The organism is Arthrobacter sp. SLBN-100 (assembly GCF_006715305.1).
GTDB lineage: Bacteria > Actinomycetota > Actinomycetes > Actinomycetales > Micrococcaceae > Arthrobacter.
This window is the reverse complement of record NZ_VFMY01000001.1, coordinates 2,124,265-2,150,763: the sequence shown is the minus strand read 5'-3', so window position 1 is coordinate 2,150,763 and position 26,499 is coordinate 2,124,265. Positions and strand designations below refer to the sequence as shown.

The 26,499-nt window shown below is 67.0% G+C and carries 24 protein-coding genes; 16 read left to right on the top strand and 8 right to left on the bottom strand.

The genetic code is table 11. From position 1 onward, the window contains the following. Window positions 1-85: 85 nt before the first annotated feature. The gene (gene acs / locus FBY31_RS10050) at window positions 86-2,116 is read right to left on the bottom strand and encodes an acetate--CoA ligase (RefSeq protein WP_142040057.1); all 2,031 of its coding nucleotides are present in this window, start codon (window positions 2,114-2,116) and stop codon (window positions 86-88) included. A gap of 398 nt (window positions 2,117-2,514) precedes the next feature. Between acs and FBY31_RS10045 the strand changes: the two genes are divergently transcribed. From FBY31_RS10045 to FBY31_RS10035, 3 genes are all read left to right on the top strand, one after another. After that, entirely contained in the window at window positions 2,515-3,864 is a 1,350-nt protein-coding gene (locus tag FBY31_RS10045; RefSeq protein WP_142040054.1) for a hypothetical protein, read from the top strand. Window positions 3,865-3,966: 102 nt separating this feature from the next. Then, window positions 3,967-4,761 carry an endonuclease III gene (nth, locus tag FBY31_RS10040; protein ID WP_142040051.1) on the top strand — a complete coding sequence of 265 codons (795 nt, stop codon included), beginning with the start codon at window positions 3,967-3,969 and terminating at the stop codon, window positions 4,759-4,761. Continuing rightward, entirely contained in the window at window positions 4,758-5,435 is a 678-nt protein-coding gene (locus FBY31_RS10035; RefSeq protein WP_200833347.1) for an NUDIX hydrolase, read from the top strand. The genes nth and FBY31_RS10035 overlap by 4 nt, the downstream gene beginning before the upstream one ends. 44 nt (window positions 5,436-5,479) lie before the next feature. Here the strand turns inward: FBY31_RS10035 and FBY31_RS10030 are convergent, their stop codons facing one another. Together FBY31_RS10030 and FBY31_RS10025 are read right to left on the bottom strand one after the other, a co-directional pair. Then, on the bottom strand, window positions 5,480-5,671 hold the full coding sequence (locus FBY31_RS10030; RefSeq protein WP_142040048.1) for a YegP family protein: 192 nt from the start codon (window positions 5,669-5,671) through the stop codon (window positions 5,480-5,482). Window positions 5,672-5,845: 174 nt separating this feature from the next. Further along, window positions 5,846-7,564 carry a bifunctional 3'-5' exonuclease/DNA polymerase gene (locus tag FBY31_RS10025; RefSeq protein ID WP_142040045.1) on the bottom strand — a complete coding sequence of 573 codons (1,719 nt, stop codon included), beginning with the start codon at window positions 7,562-7,564 and terminating at the stop codon, window positions 5,846-5,848. 136 nt (window positions 7,565-7,700) lie between these two features. Between FBY31_RS10025 and ssd the strand changes: the two genes are divergently transcribed. From ssd to FBY31_RS09990, 7 genes are all read left to right on the top strand, one after another. Continuing rightward, window positions 7,701-8,912 carry a septum site-determining protein Ssd gene (ssd, locus tag FBY31_RS10020; RefSeq protein ID WP_142040042.1) on the top strand — a complete coding sequence of 404 codons (1,212 nt, stop codon included), beginning with the start codon at window positions 7,701-7,703 and terminating at the stop codon, window positions 8,910-8,912. Continuing rightward, on the top strand, window positions 8,909-10,216 hold the full coding sequence (locus FBY31_RS10015; RefSeq protein ID WP_235013007.1) for a TadA family conjugal transfer-associated ATPase: 1,308 nt from the start codon (window positions 8,909-8,911) through the stop codon (window positions 10,214-10,216). Before ssd ends, FBY31_RS10015 begins: the two co-directional genes overlap by 4 nt. Then, window positions 10,213-11,013 carry a type II secretion system F family protein gene (locus FBY31_RS10010; RefSeq protein ID WP_142040039.1) on the top strand — a complete coding sequence of 267 codons (801 nt, stop codon included), beginning with the start codon at window positions 10,213-10,215 and terminating at the stop codon, window positions 11,011-11,013. Before FBY31_RS10015 ends, FBY31_RS10010 begins: the two co-directional genes overlap by 4 nt. After that, on the top strand, window positions 11,010-11,627 hold the full coding sequence (locus FBY31_RS10005; RefSeq protein WP_142040036.1) for a type II secretion system F family protein: 618 nt from the start codon (window positions 11,010-11,012) through the stop codon (window positions 11,625-11,627). The genes FBY31_RS10010 and FBY31_RS10005 overlap by 4 nt, the downstream gene beginning before the upstream one ends. Before the next feature lie 294 nt (window positions 11,628-11,921). After that, window positions 11,922-12,269 (top strand): DUF4244 domain-containing protein, encoded by a 348-nt coding sequence (locus tag FBY31_RS10000; RefSeq protein ID WP_142040033.1) that lies wholly within the window; start codon window positions 11,922-11,924, stop codon window positions 12,267-12,269. Continuing rightward, a complete protein-coding gene (locus FBY31_RS09995) occupies window positions 12,266-12,691 on the top strand; it encodes a TadE family type IV pilus minor pilin (RefSeq protein ID WP_142040029.1) in 426 nt (141 codons plus the stop codon). The genes FBY31_RS10000 and FBY31_RS09995 overlap by 4 nt, the downstream gene beginning before the upstream one ends. A gap of 49 nt (window positions 12,692-12,740) precedes the next feature. Further along, window positions 12,741-13,115 (top strand): Rv3654c family TadE-like protein, encoded by a 375-nt coding sequence (locus tag FBY31_RS09990; protein WP_235013006.1) that lies wholly within the window; start codon window positions 12,741-12,743, stop codon window positions 13,113-13,115. Between the two features lie 18 nt (window positions 13,116-13,133). Here the strand turns inward: FBY31_RS09990 and FBY31_RS09985 are convergent, their stop codons facing one another. Further along, window positions 13,134-15,509 carry a DEAD/DEAH box helicase gene (locus FBY31_RS09985; RefSeq protein WP_142040026.1) on the bottom strand — a complete coding sequence of 792 codons (2,376 nt, stop codon included), beginning with the start codon at window positions 15,507-15,509 and terminating at the stop codon, window positions 13,134-13,136. 92 nt (window positions 15,510-15,601) lie between these two features. After that, on the bottom strand, window positions 15,602-16,291 hold the full coding sequence (locus FBY31_RS09980; RefSeq protein WP_142040023.1) for a GNAT family N-acetyltransferase: 690 nt from the start codon (window positions 16,289-16,291) through the stop codon (window positions 15,602-15,604). A 148-nt stretch (window positions 16,292-16,439) separates the two neighbouring features. Between FBY31_RS09980 and trhO the strand changes: the two genes are divergently transcribed. Next, window positions 16,440-17,333 carry an oxygen-dependent tRNA uridine(34) hydroxylase TrhO gene (trhO, locus tag FBY31_RS09975; RefSeq protein WP_142040021.1) on the top strand — a complete coding sequence of 298 codons (894 nt, stop codon included), beginning with the start codon at window positions 16,440-16,442 and terminating at the stop codon, window positions 17,331-17,333. Window positions 17,334-17,356: 23 nt separating this feature from the next. On the opposite strand, the gene FBY31_RS09970 is transcribed toward trhO, so the two are convergent. Together FBY31_RS09970 and FBY31_RS09965 are read right to left on the bottom strand one after the other, a co-directional pair. Next, entirely contained in the window at window positions 17,357-17,926 is a 570-nt protein-coding gene (locus FBY31_RS09970; protein WP_142040019.1) for a hypothetical protein, read from the bottom strand. Window positions 17,927-17,964: 38 nt separating this feature from the next. Continuing rightward, complete coding sequence (locus FBY31_RS09965) at window positions 17,965-18,441, bottom strand: hypothetical protein (RefSeq protein ID WP_142040015.1); 477 nt, start codon at window positions 18,439-18,441, stop codon at window positions 17,965-17,967. Window positions 18,442-18,530: 89 nt separating this feature from the next. Here FBY31_RS09965 and FBY31_RS09960 point away from each other — a divergent pair, with 89 nt between their 5' ends. From FBY31_RS09960 to proC, 5 genes are all read left to right on the top strand, one after another. Further along, on the top strand, window positions 18,531-20,168 hold the full coding sequence (locus tag FBY31_RS09960; protein ID WP_142040010.1) for a DUF7059 domain-containing protein: 1,638 nt from the start codon (window positions 18,531-18,533) through the stop codon (window positions 20,166-20,168). 136 nt (window positions 20,169-20,304) lie between these two features. Continuing rightward, window positions 20,305-23,031 carry a type I DNA topoisomerase gene (gene topA, locus FBY31_RS09955; protein ID WP_142040006.1) on the top strand — a complete coding sequence of 909 codons (2,727 nt, stop codon included), beginning with the start codon at window positions 20,305-20,307 and terminating at the stop codon, window positions 23,029-23,031. A gap of 130 nt (window positions 23,032-23,161) precedes the next feature. Then, window positions 23,162-23,581, top strand: a complete 420-nt coding sequence (locus FBY31_RS09950; RefSeq protein ID WP_142040003.1) for an SseB family protein — start codon at window positions 23,162-23,164, stop codon at window positions 23,579-23,581. 7 nt (window positions 23,582-23,588) lie between these two features. Next, window positions 23,589-24,575, top strand: coding sequence for a Ppx/GppA phosphatase family protein (locus tag FBY31_RS09945; protein WP_142040001.1), 987 nt, complete (start codon window positions 23,589-23,591; stop codon window positions 24,573-24,575). A 364-nt stretch (window positions 24,576-24,939) separates the two neighbouring features. Next, window positions 24,940-25,773 (top strand): pyrroline-5-carboxylate reductase, encoded by an 834-nt coding sequence (gene proC / locus FBY31_RS09940; RefSeq protein WP_142039998.1) that lies wholly within the window; start codon window positions 24,940-24,942, stop codon window positions 25,771-25,773. Between the two features lie 57 nt (window positions 25,774-25,830). Here proC and FBY31_RS09935 read toward each other — a convergent pair whose 3' ends face one another. Then, window positions 25,831-26,469 carry a potassium channel family protein gene (locus FBY31_RS09935; protein WP_170850877.1) on the bottom strand — a complete coding sequence of 213 codons (639 nt, stop codon included), beginning with the start codon at window positions 26,467-26,469 and terminating at the stop codon, window positions 25,831-25,833. Window positions 26,470-26,499 lie beyond the last annotated feature (30 nt).

Here is a 26,499-nt window from a genome sequence, read left to right as displayed (position 1 = left end):
GGCAGGGATTAGGGCTGCTCCCAGCATACGGCGACGGCGGCGCTGCCCAAGGTGGGCAGCGCCGCCGTCGTAATCCGAAACCCTGTTACTTTCTGAGCGACTGTGCGATCTGCTGCATGATCGTCGGGTCCGAGAGGGTGGTGGCATCGCCCGGGTCGCGGCCTTCTGCGACGTCCTTGAGCAGGCGGCGCATGATCTTGCCGGAGCGGGTCTTGGGCAGCTCGGGGACCACCAGGATGTTCTTCGGCTTGGCGATGGGGCCGATCTCCTTGCCTACGTGGTTGCGGAGTTCCTGGACGATGTCATCCCCGGAGTCCACGGCGTCGCCGCGGAGGATGACGAACGCGACCACGGCCTGCCCGGTGGTTTCGTCCGACGCGCCCACAACGGCGGCTTCGGCCACGGCGGGGTGGGAGACCAGGGCGGATTCGATTTCGGTGGTGGAGAGCCGGTGGCCGGAGATGTTCATGACGTCGTCCACCCGGCCCAGGAGCCAGATGTCGCCGTCCTCGTCCTTCTTGGCGCCGTCGCCGGCGAAGTACATGTTTTCGAAGCGGGACCAGTAGGTGTCCTTGTACCGTTCCGGGTCGCCCCAGATGCCGCGGAGCATCGCCGGCCAGGGTTCGCGGATCACCAGGAAGCCGCCGTGTCCGTTGGGTACGGAATGGCCCATCTCGTCCACCACGTCCACGGCGATGCCCGGCAGCGGGACCTGGGCGGAGCCTGGCTTGGTGGCGGTGACGCCGGGGAGCGGGGCGATCATCTGGGCGCCGGTCTCGGTCTGCCACCAGGTGTCCACGATGGGGGTCTTGTCCCCGCCGATGACCTTCCGGTACCACATCCAGGCCTCGGGGTTGATGGGTTCGCCCACGGAACCGAGCACGCGCAGGGAGGACAAATCGTACTTGTCCGGGATCTCCCGGCCCCACTTCATGAACGTCCTGATCGCGGTGGGGGCGGTGTAGAGGATGGAGACCTTGTACTTCTCCACGATCTCCCACCAGCGGCCCTGGTGCGGGGAATCGGGGGTGCCTTCGTACATCACCTGGGTGGCGCCGTTAATGAGCGGCGCATAGGTGACGTAGGAGTGGCCGGTGACCCAGCCGACGTCGGCCGTGCACCAGTAGACGTCCGTTTCAGGGTGCAGGTCGAAGACGGCCTTGTGGGTGTACGCGTTCTGGGTGAGGTACCCGCCGGTGGTGTGCAGGATGCCCTTGGGCTTGCCCGTGGTGCCGGAGGTGTAGAGGATGAACAGCGGGTGCTCGGAGTCGTGCCCGACGGCCGTGTGCTCGGCGGAAGCTGCCTCCACGGTGTCGGCCCACCAGTGGTCCCGGCCCTCGGTCCAGTCCACGTCCTGGCCGTTGCGCTTGACCACCACCACGTTCTGCACGCTGTGGCCGCTTCCATCTCCGGCGCGGGACAATGCGTCGTCAACGGCACTCTTGAGGGCGCTCGGCTTTCCGCGGCGGTACGTGCCGTCCGCCGTGACCACCAGTTTGGCCTCGGCGTCCTCGATCCTTGACCGCAGCGCGTCCGCGGAGAAACCGCCGAACACCACGGAATGCACGGCCCCGATCCGGGCGCAGGCCAGCAGAGTGATCACGGCCTCCGGAATCATCGGCAGGTACACCGCAACCCGGTCACCCTTGGCCACACCGAGGGACTCGAAGGCATTTGCGGCCTTCTTCACCTCCTCGGTTAGCTGGGCATAGGTGTAAGTTCGGCTATCGCCGGGCTCGCCCTCGAAGTAGATGGCCACCCGGTCACCACGGCCGGCCTCCACATGCCGGTCGAGCGCGTTGTAGGCCGCGTTGACTTCCCCGCCCACGAACCACTTGGCAAACGGCGGGTTGGACCAGTCCAGTGCCTGGTCAAAGTCTTTGCTCCAGGTCAACAGCTCCCGGGCCTGCTTTGCCCAGAAAGCGGGCCGGTCAGCGGCGGCCTCTTCGTATTCCGATGCCTTGACGACGGCGTCAGCGGCGAACTCGGGAGTGGGCGGAAACGTCCGGGTCTCGTGCAGCAGGTTCTCGAAGGCATCGCCCTGCTGGCCGGCCTGCCCGCTTTGTCCGGAGCCGGTGGAAGCGGTGGCCGTGGAGCTTGAAGTGTCCTGGGACATGTGAACCTCATCATTCATCGATCTTTGCTGCGCGGACATCCGCCGCCGGCCCGGCTCCGCCGCCTGCACGGCACCGGGCATCGGCTGGTCACGGATATTCCGCAAAGAGCTGTTCCGGAATCAAGACTAATGCTTGCCCGGCGGCAGGTGTGTGCGCTGTCACAGACGGGCCCGCGAACGGCCTTTATTAAGCGGTGAATGGACATGCTGCGACAGGCAGCTGTCCGCGCCCAGCTAGTGATCGGTCAGGCTCTTGACTAGGCTGAGATGGAATTGTGACTTCACTTCGGACCCTCCCGTCCGGGCCCCCCAGCGGCCGGGACGGAAGGGAACCGCTGTACGACGGCACGGTTTCGGGGCCGCCGTGGCCCCGGTGCCGCCACGCTAAGGAGAACAGAATGAACCAGCAGATCGTCGGCCAGAAGACAGGCCCTGACACCGTGGCGGGTTCCGGCAGCACCACCGCCCCGGCAGCCGGGGCAGGCAAGCCGGCTACGTCCGATGGCAAGGGCGCGAGCGCCCACCAGGCAGTGCTGGGTCCGTTCACCATCCGGGACCTGGCCGTGTTCGCCGCCACCCTCATTTTGTTCATCGCGTCCCTGCTGCCCATATTCGGTGGCAGGTACAACCTCTGGAACCTGAACAACCTCTTCTTCCTGGGCCTGGGAATTGTCCTGCCCCTGGTGGTGAGCGCGCTCTTCGCCGCGCGCAGGCTGTCCCCCGGCACGCAAATCCGGATCGGATCGCTGTCCATTGACCAGTTTGCCTCCGTGGTCGCGTCCTTCGCCGTCGCCTTCTTCTTCCTGTCCGTAGCGGGCGCCTATGTTCCCAGCCTGCTGGTGGGCCTGATCGGCGCCCTGGTCCTGTTCGCCGCGACGGTCCTGGGCCGCTTCCTTCCATACGTCTCACCTGACTTCCAGGGCCGCGCGGAAGCCCCAGCGCATGTGGTGGCGCGGGACGCCGCCGTTCCTGTACAGAAGCCCCGCGCTCCCAAAAAGCCCAAGGCCGGGTCCGCTGCTTCCAAGCCTGCCTCCAGCGGGGGCCTGTTCAGCGGCGCCGGTGCCGGATCTTCCGCCGTCCAGCCCAGTGCTGCGCACCACACGCCCGCCACCGCAGCAGTTCCCACCACCGGTGTTGCTGCTGCCGGGGCACCGGCGGCCGGGCCCGCACCTGTTTCCACCGCCCCCGAAGCCTCCGATTCCGGTGCAGCCAGTGACCTTGGCCCCGCAACCCAGGCGTCCGACGACGTCCGGCCTGCTTCGGCGCCGGCCGCGGAGGAGACGCAGCTGGGAGATGTCCCTTCCGCCAGCGCCGTTGCCACCGGTCCTGCTCCCGGTGCCGGTGCTTCACCGGCTGTCGGTGCCGCGTCGGCTGCGGGCCAGAGGGCGGCCGGCAATCACGACGGCGGTACGGCCCCTTCCGCTGCCTCGGATGCGCAGGGCTCCTGGGAGCCGCCCGCCGCTACGGCCGTCCACCCGCAGGTCCGCGCCGATGTTCCGATCGGGGCAACTGTGGATCCGGCAAGCCGGCCCGAGGAGTCGGACGATCAGCCCATCCATGAAGCCTTCTGGTTCGCCGTTGCACAGCACCGCACCGCGTTCGATCCCCGCACCGGCGCCCCGGCCTTCGTTATCGAGCCCGGCGGCTGGGTGCTGGCTTTGGAGGACCGCGGGCACGAGTTCCTCGTCCAGCACACCGACGGCCGGCTGGGCGTGCTGCGCGACCTCAGCAATATCGAGCGCGGCTAGCACATGGCCCCGCCCCCGGCGGCCAGAGCCCCACGGGCCGCCGTTGCCTCCCAGGCCTCCAAGTCCGGCGCTGTGGCGGCATCTGATGGCCAGTCCGCGGGCATGCCTGTGATTTCCTCGGAGTCCACGCTCGGGCTGAAGAGGCGGGCGCGCCGGATCAACAGGGCGCTGGCCGAGAAGTATCCCTACGCCCATGCGGAACTTGATTTCCGCAATCCGTTCGAACTGCTGGTGGCCACGGTCCTGTCGGCCCAGACCACCGACGTCACCGTTAACCAGGTCACCCCGTTGCTGTTCGCGCGCTATCCGGACGCGAGGTCCATGGCGGAAGCGGATCCGGCCGCGATCGAAGAAATCATCAAGCCCACGGGTTTCTTCCGGGCCAAGACGCGCAGCCTTGTCGCGTTGTGCACCCGGCTGGTGGATGAGTACAACGGCGTGGTTCCCGGCCGGCTGGAGGATCTGGTCACACTGCCGGGGGTTGGCCGGAAGACCGCCAACGTGGTGCTGGGCAACGCCTTCGGCGTCCCGGGCATCACGGTGGACACCCACTTTGGCCGCCTGTCCCGCCGGTTCGGCTGGACCCAGTCCGAGGACCCGGTCCAGATCGAACACGACGTCGCCGAGCTTTTCGAGAAGAGGGACTGGACCATGCTGTCCCACCGGGTGGTGTTCCACGGGCGGCGGGTGTGCCACTCCCGCAAGCCGGCGTGCGGGGCGTGCCCCGTGGCTAACTGGTGCCCCAGCTATGGGATGGGCGAAACAGACCCGGCGAAGGCAGCCAAACTGCTGAAGTACGAACTCGCTCCCGGCAATGAAGCCCTCCTTGCCCAACTGCTGGCCGAAACCCACAGAGCAGCTGAAATCAGGATGGAATCCCAAAAGAGGGCTCCGTGAGCGCGCGCGAAGACCTGATCCGCCTGGCGAAACGGGCGGCGTCCGGATCGGCGTCGGCGCCCGACCCCCTCTGGGCAGCCCTGACCGTTGATGCGCAAACGGCCCGCAGGGCTGCCGTCCTGATGCTGTTCGGGGCGCTCGATGACATTCCGGCTGCCTCGGACAAACCCCTGGCTCCGGCAGACCTGGACGTCCTGCTCCTGGAGCGCGCCCACACGCTGGGTTCCCACCCCGGGCAGGTGGCATTTCCAGGAGGCAGCATTGACGCGCAGGAAACGCCGGTACAGGCAGCACTGCGCGAGGCCGCAGAGGAAACGGGAGTCGAGGCGGGCGGCGTCGAAGTCCTGGGCACCCTGCAGGAGCTGGGCCTGGCCCACAGCAACTTCCTCGTCACCCCTGTCCTGGGGTGGTGGCGCTCGCCGTCGCCCGTCGGGGTGGTGGATTATGCCGAGTCTGCGCAGGTGTTCCGGGTCCCCGTCCGGGACCTGCTCGACCCGGACAACAGGGTCATGGCCACAGTCCACCGGGCCGGGCGTACCTTTGACAGCCCGGCCTTCACCGTCAACGGCGTGGTGGTCTGGGGCTTTACCGGAATCGTCCTGAACGGCCTCTTTGAACAGCTCGGCTGGGCCGTCCCGTGGGATCGGAGCCGGGTGCACCCCATGGGTGTCTAGTTGTTGCCCGGGTTGCACCGGGCCGGGTGTTCCAGGCGTTTTTTCTAGGCCTGTTGTTGGCGGAGATCCACCACTATCCCGGTGGCCGCGTTCTCACGCATGGCCTTGATGCCTTCCAAAAGTGTGTTTACTGACTTGAAGTTTGGCGAAACGGCAACGATGTTGCCTTCGCCGTCCGTAAGCCGAAGCCTGTACGACTCGTCCCCAACCCGATGTATTTCAAACCTGCCCGCCATGTGCCGGACCTCCCCTGGTGTTTGCGTCGTTGCATCAACCTCTGGACCGATCTGTTTCAGTCACCACAAGACTGTAACCCGCCTCACGGGGCCCGAGCGAGCTACTACCGGGTAGGTTACATCTCTCGACAATCGTCGCGCCGGAGGGCCCGCGCGCCTTGCAGAAGGCTGCTCCTACTTGGCGTGGTTGTAGGAATCCACCACCGCCACGCTCACCGGAAACTCGACGGGGATGCGTCCGAACAGCAGTTCCTTTGCTGCGCTGGCGGCATCCTCGATCGCCTTGATGCAAGCCTCCACCTGGTGTACAGGTGCGTGGACCATCACCTCGTCGTGGAGGAAGAAAACCAGCTCCGCCCCCGCTTGGCCTTCCGTGCGCAGGGTGCGCAGCCGCCGTCGTAATTCCGCCAGCCAGCAGGCCGCCCAGTCCGCCGCGGAACCCTGGACCACGAAGTTGCGCGTGAAACGCCCCCTGGAACGGGCTATCGATTCCGCGCGCCGCTGTTCCTCGGCCGACGCCGGGCGCTGGCTCTGGAACCACCGCTCCGATGGGGGAGGACTGCTGCGGCCCAGCCGGGTGGTGACGGTCCCGCCGGACTCGCCGGCGCGGGCGGCCTGCTCCACAAAATCCACTGCCCGCGGATACGTCCTGGCGAGCTGCGGCATGAGGCGCCCGGCCTCGCCCGAGGTGGCGCCGTACATGGCACCGAGCAGCGCCACCTTCGCCTTCGCCCGGTCGCCGCCGAAGCCCTTGGCGGCGATTCCCGCGTACAGGTCCTGGTCCCGGGCGGCCTCGGCCATGATCGAGTCCTGGGCCAGTGCCACCAGGACGCGCGGTTCAAGCTGGGAAGCGTCCGCCACGATCAGCTTGTGTCCGGGATCGGCATGGACGGCGCCGCGGATCTGGCGGGGAATCTGCAATGCGCCTCCGCCCCGCGATGCCCAGCGGCCCGAAACCACCCCGCCCACCACGTATTCCGGCCGGAACCTGCCGCCGGCAACCCACGCGTCGAGCCAGGCCCACCCGTTCGCGCTGTGGAGGCGTGAAAGCTTTTTGTAGGCCAGGAGCGGACCGATGGCCGGGTGGTTTGACTCCTTCAGCTCCCACTGACGGGTGCTTTTCACTTCGATGCCGTTCCGGTGCAGGGCACGGATGAGTTCCTGCGGGGAATCCGGGTTGAGCGTTGGCGCGTTCAGCAGCCCGCGCAGTTCGAGGTTCAGGGCCTCAAGTTTTGCCGGGCGGTGCCCCACGGGCGGGCGCGGGCCCAGGTAACCGGCCAGGATTTCTTCATGCAGGTCCTCCCGCCAGGGAACTCCGGCGTGCTGCATTTCAGCCGCGATCATGGCGCCGGCGGATTCGGCGGCCAGCAGGAGCTGAAGCCGGTTTCGGCGGTTCTCCTCCGGACGGACGGCGGCCAGGGCTTCCTGCTGGGCGGCGTATTCCGCGCGGAGGTCTTCAAGGGTGAGGCGGGGTTCGGAGCCCGGGCGGGGATTATCGAACAGGGCGTCCTGTTCCGGTGGCGGCGGTGGCGGCTGGAGTGCCCTTGGCGGCTGCTGCGGGTCATCAAGGGTGATCTTCTCGGCGTTGCGCGCGTAGCCGGTGTGGGCGGTGAACTGGGAGAGGGCCAGGATGTTCCCGCAGAGGCTGAGGTCGTAGCACCGCTCGAGTTCCACTCCGTGTGCCAGCAGGGAGGGGTACCAGTCCTGGGTGCGGTGCCAGATCCAGCGGGGAGGTTGCCCGGCGCGTGGCCTGCGTTCCAGTCCGAGGACGACGTCGGCCAACTCGCTTGCGGATACCAGCCTGGGTTCCGGATTGGCGGGGTGGGGGTGGCCTCCCTGTGTGAGTTCCTGCAGGGCCGCACCGGAGGGGTGGGCTGCGAGCAGGAGGTACATGCTCCAATTCTGCCTTGTCTTTTCCGGGCGTCTTGCCGCCAGGACTCTTCCTGCACAGGGCTTGTTGCCGCCGGTTTTGTGCACATACGGCTGGGATCTCCTTATCCTTGCCTGGCCGGGGGTGGACAGTGGCTCCATGAGCAGGCACCAGTCAACCCCCTCCCACCCTGATCCGGTCCTTGCCCGGCGTTTATCCCGGAGCCCCGATGAGGAGCTCCTGTCCGGCGCTGCGGGTTTCGCGGCGGGCCTTGCGGCGGGTTTAGGAGGGCCAGCCGATGCCTGGCTGCCGGACAGCGGGGAAGAGGTGCTCCTGGTGACTTCGTCTGCTGTTGTGCGCGCCGAGGTGGAGCGTATCGTCGCGGCGGCGGGTGCCCATCTTCGCGTTGTTGCCGATGCGTTGGAAGGGGCCAGATACTGGGATGGCTCAGCCGCGGTCCTGGTGGGCAGTGACATCCGGGAGCTGCCGCCCCGGCGGCGGGCACCGGCCGTCCTCGTGGGTTTGGACGGTGAAGGCGACAGCCTCTGGCACCTGGCTGCGGCCCTGGGAGCTGAGCGGGTGGCCGTGCTCCCTGATGCCGCGGCCTGGCTGGCGGACCACCTCAGCCGCTCCCGGGCGCCCGGGCCCGGCGGGATCATCCTGGGCGTGACCGGCGGGTGCGGCGGGGCCGGAGCCACCACGGCTGCGATCTGGATAGCCCAGGCGGCGTCCGGAATGGGAGCCCGGGTGCTGCTCGTTGACGGCGACCCCTGGGGCGGCGGGCTGGAACTCGCCATCGCCGCGGAGGAAAGACCGGGCCTGCGCTGGCCCGACCTTTCCGAGGCGCGGGGCAGCATCGATTCCGGCCAGCTGTCCGACTCACTGCCCGTCTCCGGGGGATTCTCGTTCCTCTCCTGGCCGGCCAGCCGTGAACAGCCCGTTCCGGTAGCCGCCCCAACCACCACCGGCGTGCTCGATGCGGCGCGCCGGGGGTATGAACTGGTGGTGCTGGACATCGGCAGGGGTCCCGGGCCGCTTCAGTCCTATGCCTGGGACTGCGACCGCATCATGATGGTGGTTCCCGCGCAGCTGAAGGCTGCCGTGGCGGCGGTGCGGCTGCTCCACGAGTTCCCGCCCGTTGAGGCGGGGCTCCTGGTCCGGGGGCGGCCGGGGGCTGCCCTGGATGGCCCGCTCATTTCCGAGGCCATCGGCCTTCCCGTGCACGGCCGGGTCCCTGAGCTGCGCGGTGTGGGTGGCGCCATGGATTCCGGCCGCCTCCTGGAACTCGGCAAGCGGCGCAGCATCCGGAATTTTGCCGCCTCGGTACTCGATTCCCTCGGCGACGAGCTGCCGGAGGGGGAGTTTGGATGAAACAGCAATCGGCACGAGGATCGGGAGCAGCCGACGGGCTGCGGCGGCGTGCCCGGCTCATGGAAGGCCAGGTCGTGGAAGGCCAGCGCGCGGAAGGCCAACGCCGGGAAGGCCAACGCCGGGATCCACGCCAGGTGGAGCGGCAGGTTGTTGACGCCGGGCTGCTGGAATCGGTTCGCGAGTCCATGATGGCGGAAGCCGGCGTTGTAACGCCTTCACGGGTGGCTGCCGCGGTGCAGGCCACCGGCAAGCTGCTGGGCACGGCCGGCTCGCTCGCGGCGGTGGAACGCATCAGCGCCGAGCTCAACGGGCTGGGACCGCTGCAATCGCTCACCCGGGATCCCGCAGTCACAGACATCTTCGTCAACGCTCCTGACTCCGTATGGGTGGACCGCGGCCGGGGCATCGAGCGCGTCCCGGTGGCTTTCGGCGATGAAGCCCAACTGCGGGCACTGGCCTGCAGGCTGGTTGCCGCCGGAGGGCGGCGTCTTGATGACGGTTCACCCTGCGTGGATGTGCGACTGGCGGGCGGGTACCGGGTCCATGCAGTACTGCCGCCGGTTTCCACGGCGGGAACACTGCTCAGCGTCAGGATCCGCCGGGAGCGGGTATTCAGCATGGACGAACTGGAGGCAGCCGGCATGTTCGGCCCCCTCGTCAAGGACGTCCTGGAACGGGTGCTGGAACTTCGGCTGAGCTTTTTGATCAGTGGTGCCACCGGTTCGGGGAAGACGACCCTGCTGTCCACCTTGCTGGGGCTGTGTGCCCCGGCGGAGCGGCTGGTCCTCATTGAGGATGCTTCCGAGCTGAACCCGGTCCATCCGCATGTGGTCTCCCTCGAATCCCGGCACGGAAACCTTGAAGGCGGCGGGGAAGTGGGGCTCGGCGAGCTCGTCCGGCAGGCCCTGCGCATGAGGCCCGACCGGCTGGTGGTCGGCGAGTGCCGCGGTGCCGAGGTCCGCGAATTGCTGACAGCAATGAACACCGGCCACAGCGGAGGAGGCGGAACGATTCACGCCAATGCTGCGGGTGCCGTCCCTGCCCGTCTCACGGCTTTGGGTGCCCTCGCCGGGTTGAGCCCTGACGGTGTGCGGCTCCAGGCGGCCAGTGCCCTCGACGTGGTGATCCATGTCGAAAGGACCAGCCGCGGCAGGGAAGTGACCTGCCTCGGCGTCATCGAGGACGGTCCTGACGGGCTTCGCGTGCTGTCCGCCCTGGAAGCCTCGGAAAGCGCGGCCGTTCCGGGTCCGGCATGGCAAGCCCTCGCCAACCGGCTGGGGCTTGAACCAGGGCAAGGCCTGTGACTATTTTCCTGGCAGCCGCATTGGTGCTGGCCGCGCTGTTGATTCTCCGCCCGCAGCAGCGTGCGGCAGCAAGGTTCCGCCGCGCAACCGGTGGTGTTGCTTCATCAGCCGCCATCAGGACACGCCTGTTCGGCTGGGCCAGGCCTGGGGCCGGGAAGGCAGCAATCTCCGGCTCGGCGGTACCCATGACTCTGGTGGTGCAGCAACTGGCCGCGCTGCTCAAAGGTGGCCGGACGCCCGCGCACCTATGGGACGAGCTGTGGTTTGTCTACGGCGCGAACAGCCAAACCCGGCCGGACGGACCAACCCCATCGCAGCACGCTGGCGGGCTTACACAGGGGTCAGTCGCCATGCTGGCTGCCGCCCGCGCCGCTGCGGGGACCGGGGCTCCTGTATCGGAGGCCATCACGCGCTCCTTGGCCACGGCTTTTCCCCGGACGGACAGGGAGTGCCGGATCTGGTCCCAGCTGGGTGCCTGCTTCGACATCGCAGAAGCAAGCGGCTGTCCCTTGGCCGACGTTCTGACAAGGTTCGCCGCACAGCTGGAAGCAGAGGACGATGCCGATGCAGCCCGGCAGACGGCACTGGCAGGGCCCAAAGCGACAGTCCGGCTGCTGACCTGGCTTCCGCTGATGGGGCTAGGCCTCGGAATGGCCCTCGGCGTGGATCCGCTGGCCATCCTGCTGGGTACGCCGCTGGGACTGGCAGCGCTCGCGGCCGGGACTGCCCTCACCGTAGCGGGGCGGTTGTGGTCCGCCCGGCTGGTGGCGGCAGCAGCAGGTGCGGGACTGCCATGACCGAACCATTGCTGCAGGCGCTCGCGCTCCTGGCCATATTGGCCACCGCGGCCTGTCTCATAGGCACCGGGAAGGGCCGCGCACGGAAGCGGCTGATCGCGTCCACGTCGCAACACTCTCATCCGCTGAACTATCCAAGGTCGGCAGGCAAACGGCCACGCAACAGGGATGGTCCGGGCGGCCTGCAGGACACCGCCATGATGCTCGAACTCGTCGCCGCGATGCTGGACGCCGGGTCCGGCATTGGCCGTTCCCTCGATCTCGTCTCTGCTTCCGCCTCCTCCCAGTACCGGGACTCGCTCCGTCCGGTCGTTTCCGCACTGGCGATCGGGACGGACTGGGAAACAGCGTGGCGAAGCTCTGCCGTCAGGTTGCCCGGGATTCTGGAGCTGCGGGATGCCTTGGGGTTTGCGGCGCTGACAGGCGCCCCGTCGTCGGCGATCCTCTACGCCCAGGCTGCAACGCTTCGCCGGGAGAGGTTCCGGAAAGCCGAAAAGCGCGCTGCGTCCCTCGGCGTCAAGCTGGTGGTGCCGCTGGGACTGTGTTCGCTGCCTGCCTTTATCTGCCTCGGCGTAGTTCCCGTTTTACTGGCCCTGGTTCCGTCGGGATCGTAAGGTTCCGTCGGGATCGTGGAGTCCCGTCGGGATCGTGGGGTTCCGTCGGGATCGTGGGGTTCCGTCGGGATCGTAGGGTTCCGTCGGGCGCATAGCCCTTCGGCCGCCCTCGCCGGCAGAGGCTTATCACGGCGCGGATTCCGGCAGGACCATAAGGCCCGCTCTTGTCCTCCACAGCAGCCCAAGCGCCCCAACTTTTCCACTTACGCAACAGCCGGCCTTACCGCTTGCGGCAGGGCCCGGAAGAGTCAGACCAGCCGGTAACCCTGCCGGCCCACAGAAAGGAACCACCGCATGTCCATCAACCAGGACCGCGACTACGCCGCCGGAACCGCAGTGCTCGCAGCAGCCCCGTCAAACATCAGACGGCGCGGGGCCGCAGCCCAATCAGCTGATGCATCCCCGACCCGGGCTACATCACTGCCAGCCAACGTGGTGGAGCTCTACCCGGGCATCACCGCCCGGCACCGCACAGGCATCCGAAGACTGTTGGGATCAGAAGCAGGCATGGCAACGGCCGAGTATGCCATCACCACTTTGGCGGCCGTCGGTTTTGCCGGGCTGCTGGTCTTCATCCTTCGCAGCGAGGAAGTGCGCGGCTTCCTGCTGAACCTGATCCGCACGGCGCTGGCCTTGCCATGACCGGTGTCCCGGAGGCGGTGCGCCTTCGGCGAGCGAGAGAGCGCGGCGCCGTTACCGCAGAGTTTGCCGTGGCACTGCCTGCAGTCCTGCTGCTCCTTGCCATGCTGCTCACAGGTGCAGCGGCCGGTGTCACCCAGTTGCGGCTGGAGGAAGGAGCCCGGGCGGGAGCCCGCGCACTGGCCCGCGGGGACGATGCCGCCGCCGTGGAAAGGATCGTGAGGACCCTTTCGGGAGCATCGGTGTCCGCGGCTGTTGCGGCGGAGGGCGAATGGCTCAGCGTCACAGTCACCGGCCGGGTAGGGGGCCCGCTGGGGTCATCGATTCCGTGGACGCTGACGGCCCGCGCCTCAACCCGTAGCGAGACAGCTGCAGCGGGCCCGGCCACGCCGTCGGCGGCTGCGGCTGCGGCAGGCGCCGGATGACTGGGCCCGCCCCCTGCAGCCAAGCGGAACAACAGGAAGGAGCGCTCAGGTGAGAACGACTGTGGAGGCCAGGCACGCCCCGGACGGCACGGAACGCGGCTCGGGCACCGTCCTGGCGGCGGGTCTCGCGTTGATGGTGATGATAGTGATGGCGCTTCTGCTGCTCCTGGCGCAGTCGGCCGTTCTGGCCAGCAGGTCCGCCGCAGCTGCTGATCTTGCTGCACTCGCCGCGGCGGACGCGCTGCGCGGGGTCACTCACGGGGAACCGTGCGGTGCAGCAGCGGAAGTCGCGGCACGCCATGCCGCCACAGTGGTCAGCTGCTCCGAGGGTGCGGGCCAGACTGTGGAAGTCCGGACGGAGCTGATCGAACGGACCATGCTGGGGACGGCAAGCGGCCACGCCCGGGCCGGGCCTCCACCCTGAGCAGGCGAAGGACGGGCGTCAGCGCAGGGCTTCGGCGCTGTCGGAGCTGGCCTCGGTGGAATCTTTCAGCAGGACATCGAGCAGCGTGACCGCGGCCGCCTTGTCCAGCGGGTTGTTCTTGTTCCCGCACTTGGGCGACTGGACGCAGGAGGGACAGCCGGACTCGCATTCGCAGGCCTTGATGGCATCCCGCGTCGCGGCCAGCCACACCTTCGCCTTGTCGAAACCGCGCTCGGCAAAGCCGGCCCCGCCAGGGTGCCCGTCATACACAAAAATGGTGGGCACCCCGGTGTCGGCATGCAAGGCAGTCGAAACACCCCCGATGTCCCACCGGTCGCTCGAAGCCACCAGTGGAAGCAGGCCGATTGCCGCATGCTCCGCCGCATGCAGGGCGCCAGGGAACTGGGCTTCGATCAGGCCGGCGGCAGTGAGCGACCGGTTGTCCACCACAAACCACACTGCCTTCGTGAACAGCTCCCGGGCGCCGAGGTCGAGGGGTTCCTCGCCAAGGATCTCGTTGGAAATCAGGGCCTTGCGCTGGAAGGAAACCACCTGGGTGGTGACCTTTACGTCGCCGAAGTGCAGGGAAACGTTACCCCACATGGCGGTGCGCTGGGTTTCCAGCACCTCGATCTGGGTCACGTCGCGGGCGGTGGTGTAGTAGTCGGGATTGGCGCGGCGGACCACCACACAGTGATCGTCTTCGTTGAGCTCCTCCACCACGTAGCTGTCCCCCTGGTGGATGTAAACGGCGCCGGTGTGCGCCTGGTAGTGGGTCTGGGGCGAGTCCATCGTCCCGAGGAGGGAGCCGGTATCGGCATCAACAATACTGACCGGCCCGCCGCCGTCGGCCCGCAGGTTCACCATGGCGGCCGCACTCTGGGAATGGGTCCAGAACCATCCCGCAGGGCGGCGCCGGAGATACCCCTGGGCCACCAGGCGGTCGAGAAGCATCCCGGCCGTGCTCCCGAACAGGTCCAGCTCAGCCGGTCCAAGCGGCAGTTCGGCGGCCGCAGCGCAAAGATGGGGTCCCAGCACGTAGGGGTTGCCGGGGTCGAAAACAGTGGCTTCCACCGAGACGTCGAAGATGGCCTCCGGATGGTTCACCAGGAAGGTGTCCAGCGGATCGTCACTGGCAACAAAGGCCGCGATAGCGTCCTGTCCTGCCCTGCCGGCCCGCCCGATCTGCTGGAACAGTGAGGCCCTGGTGCCGGGCCAGCCGGCTACCAAAACAGCGTCCAGCCCCGAGATGTCGATCCCCAGTTCCAGCGCTGACGTGCTGGAAACACCCAGCAGCCTGCCGGAGCGCAGCGCCTTCTCCACGGCCCGGCGTTCCTCGGGCAGATACCCGGAGCGGTAGGCCGCCACCCGCTGCGGCAGGCTCGGGTCTACCTCGTCCAGCAGGCGCTTTGTGATGGAGGAGATGGTCTCCGCTCCGCGGCGCGACTTGATGAAGGCAATGGTGCGGATGTGTGCCGACACCAGGTTCGCCAGCAGGTCGGAAGTCTCAGCCACCGCCGTCCGCCGTTCCTTGGCGCCGTTCTCGCCGCGGATTTCCGTCAGCGCCGGTTCCCAGAACGCCACGGTGGTGGCGCCATGCGGCGAACCGTCCTCAGACACGGCCTTCACCGGGGCGCCGATGAGCCGTGCGAAGGAGACGTCCGGTTCAGATGCTGTGGCTGAAGCGGCAATGAACACCGGCTCGGGGAAGGTGGAGCCGGCCCCGTAGTAAGAGCAGATCCGCCGCAACCGGCGCATCAGGTTGGCCACGTGCGAGCCGAAGACGCCCCGGTAGCTGTGGGCCTCGTCCACGATCACATAGCGAAGGCGCCGGAAGAACCCCGCCCACCAGGCGTGGTTGGGAAGGATGCCGAAGTGCAGCATGTCCGGGTTGGCGAGGATGAAATTGGCGTGGTCCCGGATCCATCGCCGGGACGCCGGGTCGGTGTCGCCGTCGTAGGTTTCCGCGCGGACGGTGGGCAGTTGCAGGGCCCGGATGGCGTTCAACTGGTCGGCTGCGAGGGCTTTGGTGGGGGACAGGTAAAGGGTGACGGCGCCGTCGTCATGGATCTTCCCGGGATCGGCGAGAACCCGCAGCTCGGAACGGTGGATGGCATCCAATGCCGGCAGCTGGTAGGCGAGCGACTTTCCGGAAGCCGTGCCGGTGGCCACCACAACGTGTTCGCCGCCGTGGGCGATGTCAGCGGCTGCAACCTGGTGGCGGTAGGGCTGCTGGACGCCGAGCGCACCGTAGGCAGCAACCAAATCCGGGTGGACCCATGACGGCCACGCCTCGTGCACCGCCTCGCGGGCAGGGATGGTGCGGACATGACGCAGCTGTTCCGGGTCCGGGCCGCGGCCCAGCAAGGGAATCAGGGAGTCATGGGGGTTCACCACAACATTGTTTCACCCGCCAGGAGCCGGGCACGCAGGGTTCGCCCTCGGGGGAAACAGGGAAACCGGGAAACGAGGGATACGCCGGGCGTTTAGCTCGACAGGTCGGAGCCCTCGTGGGATGCCGAAAGCATCAGCACGCGCGAAACAGTGCTCCAGCCAAGATGCGAATAAAGCTTCTGGCCGTCAACGGACGCCAGCAGCAGCCCGCTCTGGACATCGTGCCCAAAGGCCTGCGCCGCCAGCGCCCGCATGATGAAACTTCCAAGGCCGCGCCGCTGGAAGGCCGGCTCGGTGATGATTTTGTCGAACACGGCGGTATCGCCCACCACATAAACCCGGCCGCTGGCGGCCACAGTGTCAGCGGAGCGCACCTCCGCGTAGTGCACGCCGTCCTGCTCGTAGGTCGCCAGGGAAAGGTCGTCGTCTGAAAGCCACGGATCTTCGGCGTCCTGGGTTTCCATGTCCACGATCATCATGGCCTGGGAATCGGAGGTCACATTCAGCCCGTGCTGCCGGGCAAGGTCCGAATAACGGGCGGGGTCGTTGGTCAGGACCGTGAGGACCCTGGCCGGCACTTCCGCCGTCTTGGCCGCGAGAACGGCAAACTCGGTATCCGTTGGCTCGGACGCGAAAAATTCCCATTCACCGGTGGTGTCAGAGCGGAGCGCGGCGGGAAAGCGGCCTTCGGAGGATGTCCGGTAACCGCGACAGCCCGCCCAGCCGGCCACCCACACTTCGAGAAGGCCAGTGATGTCGTTAACCATGGTTTCCGGGCTCATGCGATGAGACTATTCCACCCCGATCACAAGCAACAGGGGTTGGCAGGCCGGAAGCCCGGTGCTTATGCAATTGTGATGCAGCACCGTCGCGCGGCTGCCCAGGGAACCGGGGCAGGCCCGGCGAATCCAAGCCGGTACCCTTAAATACGTGGCTTTGAACCGAATCGTCCTTTTTTACGGATTTACCCCCATCGCTGATCCCGACGCCGTGCGGCTCTGGCAGCGTGCCCTCTGCGAAAAGCTGGGACTGACCGGCCGCATCCTGATCTCCACGGACGGCATCAACGCAACTGTCGGCGGCGAGATCGGCGCCGTGAAGCAGTACGTCAAGACCACCCGTGAGTACAAAGGTTTCCACGGCATCGACGTTAAGTGGTCCGACGGCGGCGCGGATGACTTCCCGCGGCTCAGCGTCAAAGTGCGCGACGAGATCGTCTCCTTCGGCGCCCCCGGCGAACTCAAGGTGGACGCCAACGGCGTGGTGGGCGGAGGCAAGCACCTCAAACCCGAAGAGCTGCACGAACTCGTCGACGCCAGGAAACAGGGCGGGGAAGACGTGGTCTTCTTCGACGGCCGGAACGCCTTCGAAGCACAGATCGGCCGCTTCAAGGACGCCATTGTCCCGGACGTCACCACCACCCATGATTTCATCAAGGAGCTCGAGTCCGGGAAATACGACGCCCTCAAGGACAAGCCCGTGGTCACCTACTGCACCGGCGGCATCCGCTGCGAGGTGCTGTCCAGCCTGATGGTCAACCGCGGCTTTAAAGAGGTGTACCAGCTGGACGGCGGGATCGTGCGCTACGGCGAAACCTTCAAGGACCAGGGCCTCTGGGAAGGCTCGCTCTACGTGTTCGACAAACGCATGCACCTCGAGTTCAGCGAGGATGCCAAAACTATCGGCCAATGCACCCGCTGCGCGGCTCCCACCAGCAAGTTCGAAAACTGCTCCAACCCGAGTTGCCGCACCCTCACCCTGTACTGCGCGGAGTGCGCGGCCAGCCCGGACACCCTGCGGTGCCCCGAAGGCTGCACGGCCTAAAGTCCGCGCACCGGCAACAGTCATCACAGACGCCGGAGGCGGTAGGCGTAGTTGGCGCCCGTCCTGGCCTCCACGGTGATGGTCAGCGCAGTTTCGGCGGAGAGATAAATGACGTTCTCCCGGTTGATGCCGCACCGCAGCCCAAGGTCAACCATCGTGAGCGCGTTGCTCCGCACAGTGAAGTTCACCCTGCGCTGGCTCCGGCAGGCCAGCGCCAACGCATAGGTTCCCGTCCCCACCACCGGGGTCGTTTCGCTGCGAAGCTCGCCTGCGGCCAGCAGCCCGGCCGCCGAATGGAGCACCGGATCGCCGGTGTCGGGCAGGGTGCGGGCCACCCAAGACCCCAGCTCGGCCTCGCTGACAGGCTCGCGCTGCAGCGGGTCCCGGGTAAATGCCGGAGCCGGGGCCACGGTCTGCTCCGCATCAGCGGGATCGGCCCAGCGGCCGTCGTCGTACGTGTATTCGCAGCCGCCCAGCGCCAGCCCCGCCGCGAGCACAAGGCCGAGGACGACGGCGGCCGCAGGGTTTCGCGTCAGCGGCGCCGAAGCTGTCCGCACCGGACTGGGCGCGGAGGACTTCCGCACACTGGGCATAGTCCGACTTTAAGCCCGCACGCCCCTGCGGGCCATAGCTATTGGGCCGGCGTCAGCTGGTAGGCGTAAATGAGGGGCGCGTCCACGCTGGAGGTGCTGATTTCCAGTGTCCCTGATCGCGGCAGCGTGATCCTGGTGACCTCTTTGCTGCCGTTGCAGGCCGCTCCGGCATCCACGACGTCTTCCCCGTCCAGCGACACCGCGAAGAAGGCTTTGCCCCCGCCCTCGCAGGTCGCCGTCAGGGTGTAGCGGCCGGCGCTGACGCTGGAAGCCTCCTGGATAATCCGGTCCCGGTTGAGGATTTTTCCGGCATCTTCCAGCACGGCGCCCGGGGCTGGCGGCAGCGCGGTGGCCCGCCATCCGGGCACATCGGCGTTCTCAATCGACACCACCGGCGAGCACCCCGCCAGGGCAACAGCCGCCACGCCGGCCAGCGCCAATGCTTTGCGTGGGAAGCGCCTCGGGTTGGCGGACTGCTTCCGGGCGCGCGGAAGGACGGAAAGCGGTGTTGGCATACCTCAACGCTACCCCGTCCGGCCGGGCGGAATGTTCCACCTGCCGCCCGACCGAATCCGGACCGAAGCCGCCGCACTAAACTTGAGCGGTGCCTAATTCCCCGTACGAGTTCACTGCCGGCAACACCCCCGACGCGCCCCGCAGCGACCTTCCGGACCTGCTCGCCGCCCTTGCCGCGGACCTGCGCGCCGTGGAGTACACGCTCGACGGCGTAGCCAACCTCCTGGGCGAATCGGCCTACACCGCCTTGAACCGGGACCAGACCATCCCCGCACTGCTGGCTGCCGAGCGCGCCGTGCGGCGGGATGACGGCGCGAAGGCGCTTGCCGCCGTCGTCCGCCTGTGGCTCCTCGCCGAGCCGCAGCTGGAGGAAACGCTCGACGCCGCCCTGCCAGGTATCCGCGCCGAAGGCCTGCTGGCACTGGGGCTGGCAGAGCCCGTTCCCGGCAGCGCGCTCCTGGCCGCCAAAGCCGACCTGCGGCCCTACGGCTGGGACGTAAATGAAGACGGCAGCGGCGGCGCCGAACTGTGGGTGGCCAGCGACCTCGCGGCGCACCAGCAGGAAGGGGTGCTCCGGCACGACCACGTCCTGGGCATCGGGCAGGCCTCCACCACCCTGGTGCAGACAACGTTCCGCCGCCACACAGTGCGGGCACTGGATCTAGGCACGGGCTGCGGCATCCAGGCCTTCCACCTGCTGCACCACTGCGAGCACGTGACGGCGACGGACATTTCCGAACGGGCCCTCGCCTTTACCCGCTTCAATATCCTGCTGAACGCAGAGGCCCTGTCCGTGGACCCGGACCGGCTGGAGGACCGGGTAAGCCTGCGCCTCGGCTCGCTGCTGGAGCCGGTGGCCGGCGAGGAATTCGGACTGGTGGTCTCCAACCCGCCCTTCGTCATCACGCCGCGCAGTGCGGGGGAGGACACCTCCGAACAGTTCACCTACCGCGACGGCGGCCTGCCGGGCGATGAAATTGTCTCCTCGCTCGTCAGGACACTGCCGTCCGTCCTCGCCCCTGCCGGAACGGCCCAGCTTTTAGGCAACTGGGAGGTTATAGCGGGAACGTCATGGCAGGAACGGCCGCAAAGCTGGGCCGGTTCGGGCGTGGACGCCTGGTTCATCCAGCGCGAACTGGTCAGCCCGGAGGAGTACGCCGAGACGTGGCTGCGCGACGCCTCCGAGGGCCGGGACCGCCAACACTACCGGGACGCATACGCGGCCTACCTTGCAGACTTCGAGTCCAGGAACGTCGCGGGGATCGGCTTCGGCATGGTGCTGCTGCGCCGGCCGCCCTTGCCGGGGCAAGCCCCCTTTCACCGGTTCGAGGAAATCACGTACCCCATTGAGCAGCCCATCGGCCCGCACCTGGGTGCCGCTTTGGAACGCCAGGACTGGCTGGCGGCCAACAGGATCGAGGACGCGCACCTGCTGGTGGCGGACGACGTGACCGAGGAAAGGCATCAGCGGCCCGGCGCCGAGCACCCGGGCGTGATCCTGCTGCGCCAGGGCGCCGGCCTGCGCCGGACCAACCTGCTCAGCACCGAACTCGCCGGGTTCGTCTCCGCCTGCGACGGTGACCTCACCGCCGGGCAGATCGCCGGTGCGCTGGAGGCGCTGCTGGGCGGGGAGGGAGCGTTCGACGCCGGCACATTCCGGAGCGGTTTGCTCACCGAAGCAGCCAACCTGGTCCGGGACGGCTTCCTGATTCCAGCCACGTATTAAGGAAAGGACGGAGGGGCGGGAGGCAGCCCGGCCAACCCCCCTCTTTTCCACATGGATGCGCACATTTCCCCAAAATATGGTGAACTAGGCCAGTATGGGCGCATCTGCCCGAGCAACCTTTTTCTGTAGGAGCACCGTGCCAAGCAAGGCCAAAACCGGCAAGAAACTCGTGATTGTGGAGTCTCCGGCCAAGAGCAAGACCATCGCCAAGTACCTGGGCGAGGGCTTCATCGTAGAGGCCTCCATTGGTCACATCCGCGACCTGCCGCAGCCGTCCGAACTCCCCGCGGAGCTGAAGAAAACCTCGGTGGGCAAGTTCGCCGTCGACATTGAACACGACTTCAAGCCGTACTACGTGGTGTCCCCGGACAAAAAGAAAAAGGTGACCGAGCTCAAGGCTGCGCTCAAGGACGCCGACGAACTTTACCTCGCAACCGATGGGGACCGCGAGGGCGAAGCCATCGCGTGGCACCTGCTGGAAGTACTCAAACCCAAGGTCCCGGTGTACCGGATGACGTTCGGTGAAATCACCAAGGAAGCCATCCAGCGCGCCATGGGCAATCTGCGCGACGTCGATTCCGCCCTGGTGGACGCGCAGGAAACCCGCCGTGTGCTGGACCGCCTGTACGGCTACGAGATCTCCCCGGTGCTCTGGCGCAAGGTGGCGCGGGGCCTGTCCGCCGGCCGCGTGCAGTCAGTGGTCACGCGCATGGTGGTGGACCGCGAACGCGAGCGCATGGCGTTCAAGGCAGCCTCCTACTGGGACCTCACCGGCCAGTTCGGCGCCGACGCCGGCTCCTTCAAGGCCAAGCTCGCCTCCGTTGACGGCGCCAAGGTGGCCAGCGGCCGGGATTTCAACGACGACGGCGTCCTCACCTCCAAGAACGTCGCGCACCTCAACGAGGAGCTGGCAACGTCGCTGGCCGCCGGGCTGCAGGACGCCGAGTTCCGCGTCCGCTCCGTCGACACCAAGCCCTACACCCGCCGCCCGGCCGCGCCCTTCACCACCTCCACCCTTCAGCAAGAGGCGGGCCGCAAGCTGCGTTTCTCCTCGAAGAGCACCATGCAGGTGGCCCAGCGGCTGTACGAAAACGGCTACATCACCTATATGCGTACGGACTCCTCCTCGCTGAGCGACGAAGCCGTCACGGCTGCCCGGCGCCAGGCCTCCGAGCTGTACGGCCCCGAGTACATCCCGCAGTCGCCCCGCGTGTACACCGGCAAGGCAGCCAACGCCCAGGAAGCCCACGAGGCCATCCGCCCCGCCGGGGACTCCTTCCGCACCCCCGCGCAGGTGGCCAAGCAGCTGTCAGGCGACGAATTCCGGCTCTACGAGCTCATCTGGAAGCGTACGGTCGCCTCGCAGATGGCTGACGCCAAGGGTTCGACGGCGACCATCCGCCTGGGCGCCGTGGCTTCCGACGGGCGCGACGCCGAGTTCTCCGCCTCCGGCACCGTGATCACGTTCCCCGGTTTCCTGGCAGCCTACGAGGAAGGCAAGGACGAGACCCGCGGCGACGACGACTCCGACGAAGCCCGCCGCCTGCCCAACGTTGCCAAGGGCGATGCGCTCACGGCCGCCGACATCATCGCCATCGGCCACGAAACGTCACCGCCGCCGCGCTACACCGAAGCATCACTCACGGCGGAGCTGGAGAAGAAAGGCATCGGCCGCCCCTCCACCTACGCCTCCACTATCTCCACCATCCAGGACCGCGGCTACGTCCGGAAGCAGGGCTCGGCACTCGTTCCCAGCTGGATCGCCTTCTCCGTGATCCGGCTGCTGGAACAGCACTTCAGCGACTACGTGGACTACGAGTTCACCGCTGACATGGAAGGCGACCTGGACAAGATCGCCAACGGCCAGGCCGTGGGAGCCTCCTGGCTCCGGCACTTCTACTTCGGCGAGGACTCCGATCCGGGCCTGCTGAGCATCGTCAACAACCTTGGCGAGATCGACGCGCGGGAAATCAACTCCATTCCCATCACGGACGAGATCACCCTCCGGGTGGGCAAATTCGGGCCGTACCTGGAAAGCTCCGCCGCCACCGTGGACGCCAAGACGGGGGAGATCGTGGAGTCGGCGCGTGCCAACGTGCCGGAGGACCTTGCCCCCGATGAACTGACCGCCGCCAAGGCCATTGAGCTGATGGAGACGGCCGCTCCCGAGGAGCGCGTGCTGGGTACGGACCCGCACACCGGGCACACCGTCGTCGCCAAGAACGGCCGGTACGGTGCGTACGTCACCGAGGTCATCCCGGAGATGACCGAGGAACAGATCGCCGCCCAGCCGGTGGAGTACTACAAGAACGGCAAGCCCAAGCCGCCTAAGAAGCCGGTCAAGGCCAAGCCGCGCACCGGCTCGCTGTTCAAGTCAATGACCGTTGAGTCCGTGACCCTGGACGAGGCACTTCAGCTGATGAGCCTGCCCCGCGTGCTGGGGGAGGACGCCGAAGGCAACCTCATCACCGTGCAGAACGGCCGGTTCGGTCCGTACCTGAAGAAGGGCACCGACTCCCGCTCGATCGGTTCGGAGGAGGAGATCTTCACCATCACGCTGGACCAGGCGCTGGAAATCTACTCGCAGCCGAAGCAGCGCGGCGCCCGTGCCGCCGTCGCGCCACTGGCGGAGTTCGGCCCGGATCCGGTGTCGGAGAAGAACATCGTGGTGAAGGAAGGCCGCTTCGGCCCCTACATCACTGACGGGATCACCAACATCACCGTTCCCCGCGCCACCTCCCTGGAGGAACTCACCCGCGAGCAGGCCGTTGAGCTCCTGGCCGAGAAACGCGCCAAGGGCCCGGTCAAGCGCACCGCCACCCGCAAGGCTCCCGCCAAGAAGAAGGCCGCGGCGAAGAAGTAGGGGCTGGCCCCGGCTGGGCTTGTGACGGTGGTTGAGCTTGTCGCCGATGGTTGAGTTTGTCGAACCCCTCGTTCGACAAGCTCAACCACCGGGGTTTGCATGCGGCACTGCATCATGATCGGGTAGATGTATGACAGAACAGCCTGGAATTGCCGACACCGCTCCGCTGAACGACCTCGAGGAGAAGCTCGCCCAGGGCGGACAGCCTGACGCCAGTCCTGTGGACGTCATCCTGTCCTTCCTGAACAGTGAGGTCTACATCGTGAGCTCGGACAATATCGAAGGCGTCGATTCCCAAGTGGAACCGCTGGTCCTCGCCAACGCCGACGGCGACCCCGTCCTGGCCGTCTTCTCGCACCCCAGCCGCGTTGACCAGCAGTACCTTGAGGCAGCACCCAACGTCCTCGGAACGCAGGGCGCGGCGATCATCGCGAACATCGGCGACGAGCTGGGAATGGTCATCAACCCGGGGGCAGCCTACGGCTTTGAGATCAATCCCGAGGGCGTGGCCAACATCAAGCGCGACTTCAAGCGCGCCGACGGGGAATAATGTCAGCATGCGGCTAGGCGTCCTCGATATCGGGTCCAACACTGTCCATCTTCTCTTGGTGGATGCCCACCCCGGCGCGCGGCCAGTGCCCTTCGCCTCGCACAAGCGTCCGCTTTCCCTGGTCCAGTACCTGAAACCGGACGGCAGCATCAGTGACGCCGGCCAGCACGAACTCACCGAATTCGTCCTGGAAGCCTGGGAATTCGCGGCACGGCACCAGGCCGAGGACCTCCTGGCGTTCTGTACCTCCGCCATCCGCGAAGCCACCAACGGTCCCGAAGTCCTGGCACGCGTTAAGCATGAAACCACCGTTACGCTGCAGGAACTGACGGGAAGCGAAGAAGCGTCCATGACCTTCTTCGCCGTCCGGCGCTGGCACGGCTGGGGCGCGGGACCCATCCTCAACCTCGACATCGGCGGCGGCTCCTTCGAAATGGCTTTTGGCCAGGACGAGCTGCCGGAAGTTGCCACGTCCGTGCCGTTGGGCGCCAGCCGGCTCACCCGGGACTGGCTTGCCGAGGACCCGCCGTCCGCCAAGAGCGTCAAGGAACTCCGGCGCTACATCCGGGCCACACTCAAGCCCGCGGTTCGGGAATTCGACGGGCTGGGCCGGGCAAACGTCGTCGCAGGAACCTCCAAGACCTTCCGGTCCCTGGCGCGGATCGCCGGTGCGGCCCCCAGCGCAGCCGGCCCTTACGTAAAGCGCGAGCTGCACGGGTCCGACCTCGGGGTGTGGGCACAGCGCATCTCGGCCATGAAAGCCGAAGACCGCTTGCATCTGCCCGGCGTATCCGAAGCCCGCGCCCACCAGCTGCTTGCCGGGGCCCTGGTGGCGGAGGCAGCACTGGAGTTGTTCAAGTTCAAGAAGATCAAGATCTGTCCATGGGCGCTGCGGGAAGGACTGATCCTCCGCCGCCTGGACCAGCTGGTGTTCTCCGGGCCCCCGGAGCTGGCACCGCACGTTACGCCGCCGGCCGTCCAGGCAGCCGTCTGAACCCGGAGCTAAGGCAAGGAAGCCGTCTCAAGTACGGGTCTCAAGTATGCGGACAGCCCCAGGGTAAGAAGGCAGCTTTAAAAGCGGAAGCACCGGCGGCCGCGACAGGAAAATGGGGGAAAACCTGTTGCGTACGCCGGTGCCCTGGCAGACATCCCCATGCCTGCCGCATCACTCGCACCCTCAATGAGGTACTAACTACAGTAGGGGCCCTAGTTGTGAAGTACCTGCGCCCAACATGTGAGCCAGCTGTGAAAGCCTTTCGGGAAGTTCCCGGCCGGCAGGAATTGGTGTCTGAAAGCGGCGGGAACGCTTCGCTTAACGCATTTCTGCGCCTGCCGGATCAAACTGCAATGATGGAGCCATGAGCAACCGAATCGCATTCCTTGGCTGTGGGTCCATGAATGAAGCCATCCTCGGAGGTCTGCTGGAAGCCGGGACGGATCCGGCTGACATCGTGGCCACGGTCCGGCGTGCGGAACGTGCCGCGGAACTGGCGGAGCGCCACCACGGCATCACCGCGATCGCCGGAGAGGAGGAACCGGACAACAACAAGCAGGCCAGCAAGGGGTCCGCCGTCGTCATTCTGGGCGTTAAGCCGGTTGGCATCACCGATCTGGCGCGCGAGATCAGTCCGGCACTGTCGCCGGACACAGTAGTGGTAAGTGTGGCGGCGGCCGTTTCGATCGCCCAGCTGGAGGCTGCCCTTCCGGCCGGACAGCCGGTGATCCGCACCATGCCCAACACCCCCGCCAAGCTGGGGCGCGGTGTTGTATCGGTCTCGCCGGGCAGCAACTGCACGCCCGAACAGTTGCAGAAGGTCAAGGGCATCCTGCAGGGCGCCGGAACCGTTGTTGAAGTGCCGGAGGAACAGGTGGACGCCCTTTCCGCCATCAGCGGCTCAGGACCGGCCTACGCCTTCTATCTTGCGGAGGCGATGGCAGCGGCGGGAGAGGAGCTGGGCCTGGACGCGGAACTGTCCCTGCTCCTGGCGCGGGAAACCGTGGCCGGCGCCGGGTTTATGCTTGCGGAACCCGGGGCGGACCCGGCGGCCTTGCGGAAAGCGGTGACCAGCCCAAACGGCACCACCGAGCGGGCTATCGCAACCTTTGACGAGCGCGGCATCCCGTCGATCATCGCCGCCGGCGCGCGCGCAGCGGCGGACCGCGCAGCGGAGATCACCAAACAGCTTGGTTGATCCGGGGGTTTCGACAGGCTCAACCACCGGGGTTTGGACAGGCTCAACCACCTGCCCTTACGGACGGGCGGCGAAGCGTTCCAGCAGGTCCACGTGGCCGGACACGATCAGCATGTCCCGGGAGGACACCTTGGTTTCCGGCCGCGCGTAGGTGAAATCCTCGCCCGGCGACTTGACGCCCACGATCGTGACCCCGTACTTGGACCGGACCTTGGACTCGTCCAGGGTGAACCCCACCGTTTCGCGCGGCGGGTACATCTTCACGATGGCGAAGTCGTCGTCGAACTCGATGAAGTCCAGCATGCGCCCGGAAACCAGGTGGGCGGCGCGGACACCGGCATCGGCCTCCGGGTAGATCACGTGGTTGGCGCCGATCCGGGTGAGGATTTTGCCGTGCGAGGGCGTAATAGCCTTCACCCACAGGTGCTCGATGCCCAGATCCACCAGGTTGACCGTAATGAGCACCGAGGATTCGATGGACGTGCCAACGCCCACCACGGCCGAGCTGAACTCCTGTGCCCCGAGCTGGCGGAGCGCGTCGATGTTGGTGGCGTCGGCCTCCACCACGTGTGTCAGCAGCGGGGCGAACTTCTGCACGAGGCTGCGGTCGCGTTCGATGGCGAGCACTTCCCGGCCTTGCTTGACCAGCTGCTCGGCCGTCGAGGAACCGAACCGGCCCAGGCCGATGACCAGCACTGGAGCGTTGTGGGCGGGCCGCCGGGGGGC

Bases quoted from the DNA above. Each gene is read 5' to 3' on its own strand.
- FBY31_RS09950 (WP_142040003.1), top strand. From the start codon at position 23,162: ATGACAGAACAGCCTGGAATTGCCGACACCGCTCCGCTGAACGACCTC.
- FBY31_RS10000 (WP_142040033.1), top strand. From the start codon at position 11,922: ATGTCCATCAACCAGGACCGCGACTACGCCGCCGGAACCGCAGTGCTC.
- FBY31_RS10025 (WP_142040045.1), bottom strand. From the start codon at position 7,564: ATGTACCTCCTGCTCGCAGCCCACCCCTCCGGTGCGGCCCTGCAGGAA.
- proC (WP_142039998.1), top strand. From the start codon at position 24,940: ATGAGCAACCGAATCGCATTCCTTGGCTGTGGGTCCATGAATGAAGCC.
- acs (WP_142040057.1), bottom strand. From the start codon at position 2,116: ATGTCCCAGGACACTTCAAGCTCCACGGCCACCGCTTCCACCGGCTCC.
- FBY31_RS10005 (WP_142040036.1), top strand. From the start codon at position 11,010: ATGACCGAACCATTGCTGCAGGCGCTCGCGCTCCTGGCCATATTGGCC.
- FBY31_RS09965 (WP_142040015.1), bottom strand. From the start codon at position 18,441: ATGCCAACACCGCTTTCCGTCCTTCCGCGCGCCCGGAAGCAGTCCGCC.
- FBY31_RS09980 (WP_142040023.1), bottom strand. From the start codon at position 16,291: ATGAGCCCGGAAACCATGGTTAACGACATCACTGGCCTTCTCGAAGTG.
- FBY31_RS09995 (WP_142040029.1), top strand. From the start codon at position 12,266: ATGACCGGTGTCCCGGAGGCGGTGCGCCTTCGGCGAGCGAGAGAGCGC.
- FBY31_RS10015 (WP_235013007.1), top strand. From the start codon at position 8,909: ATGAAACAGCAATCGGCACGAGGATCGGGAGCAGCCGACGGGCTGCGG.
- FBY31_RS10030 (WP_142040048.1), bottom strand. From the start codon at position 5,671: ATGGCGGGCAGGTTTGAAATACATCGGGTTGGGGACGAGTCGTACAGG.
- FBY31_RS10045 (WP_142040054.1), top strand. From the start codon at position 2,515: ATGAACCAGCAGATCGTCGGCCAGAAGACAGGCCCTGACACCGTGGCG.
- ssd (WP_142040042.1), top strand. From the start codon at position 7,701: ATGAGCAGGCACCAGTCAACCCCCTCCCACCCTGATCCGGTCCTTGCC.
- nth (WP_142040051.1), top strand. From the start codon at position 3,967: ATGCCTGTGATTTCCTCGGAGTCCACGCTCGGGCTGAAGAGGCGGGCG.
- FBY31_RS09970 (WP_142040019.1), bottom strand. From the start codon at position 17,926: ATGCCCAGTGTGCGGAAGTCCTCCGCGCCCAGTCCGGTGCGGACAGCT.
- FBY31_RS09945 (WP_142040001.1), top strand. From the start codon at position 23,589: ATGCGGCTAGGCGTCCTCGATATCGGGTCCAACACTGTCCATCTTCTC.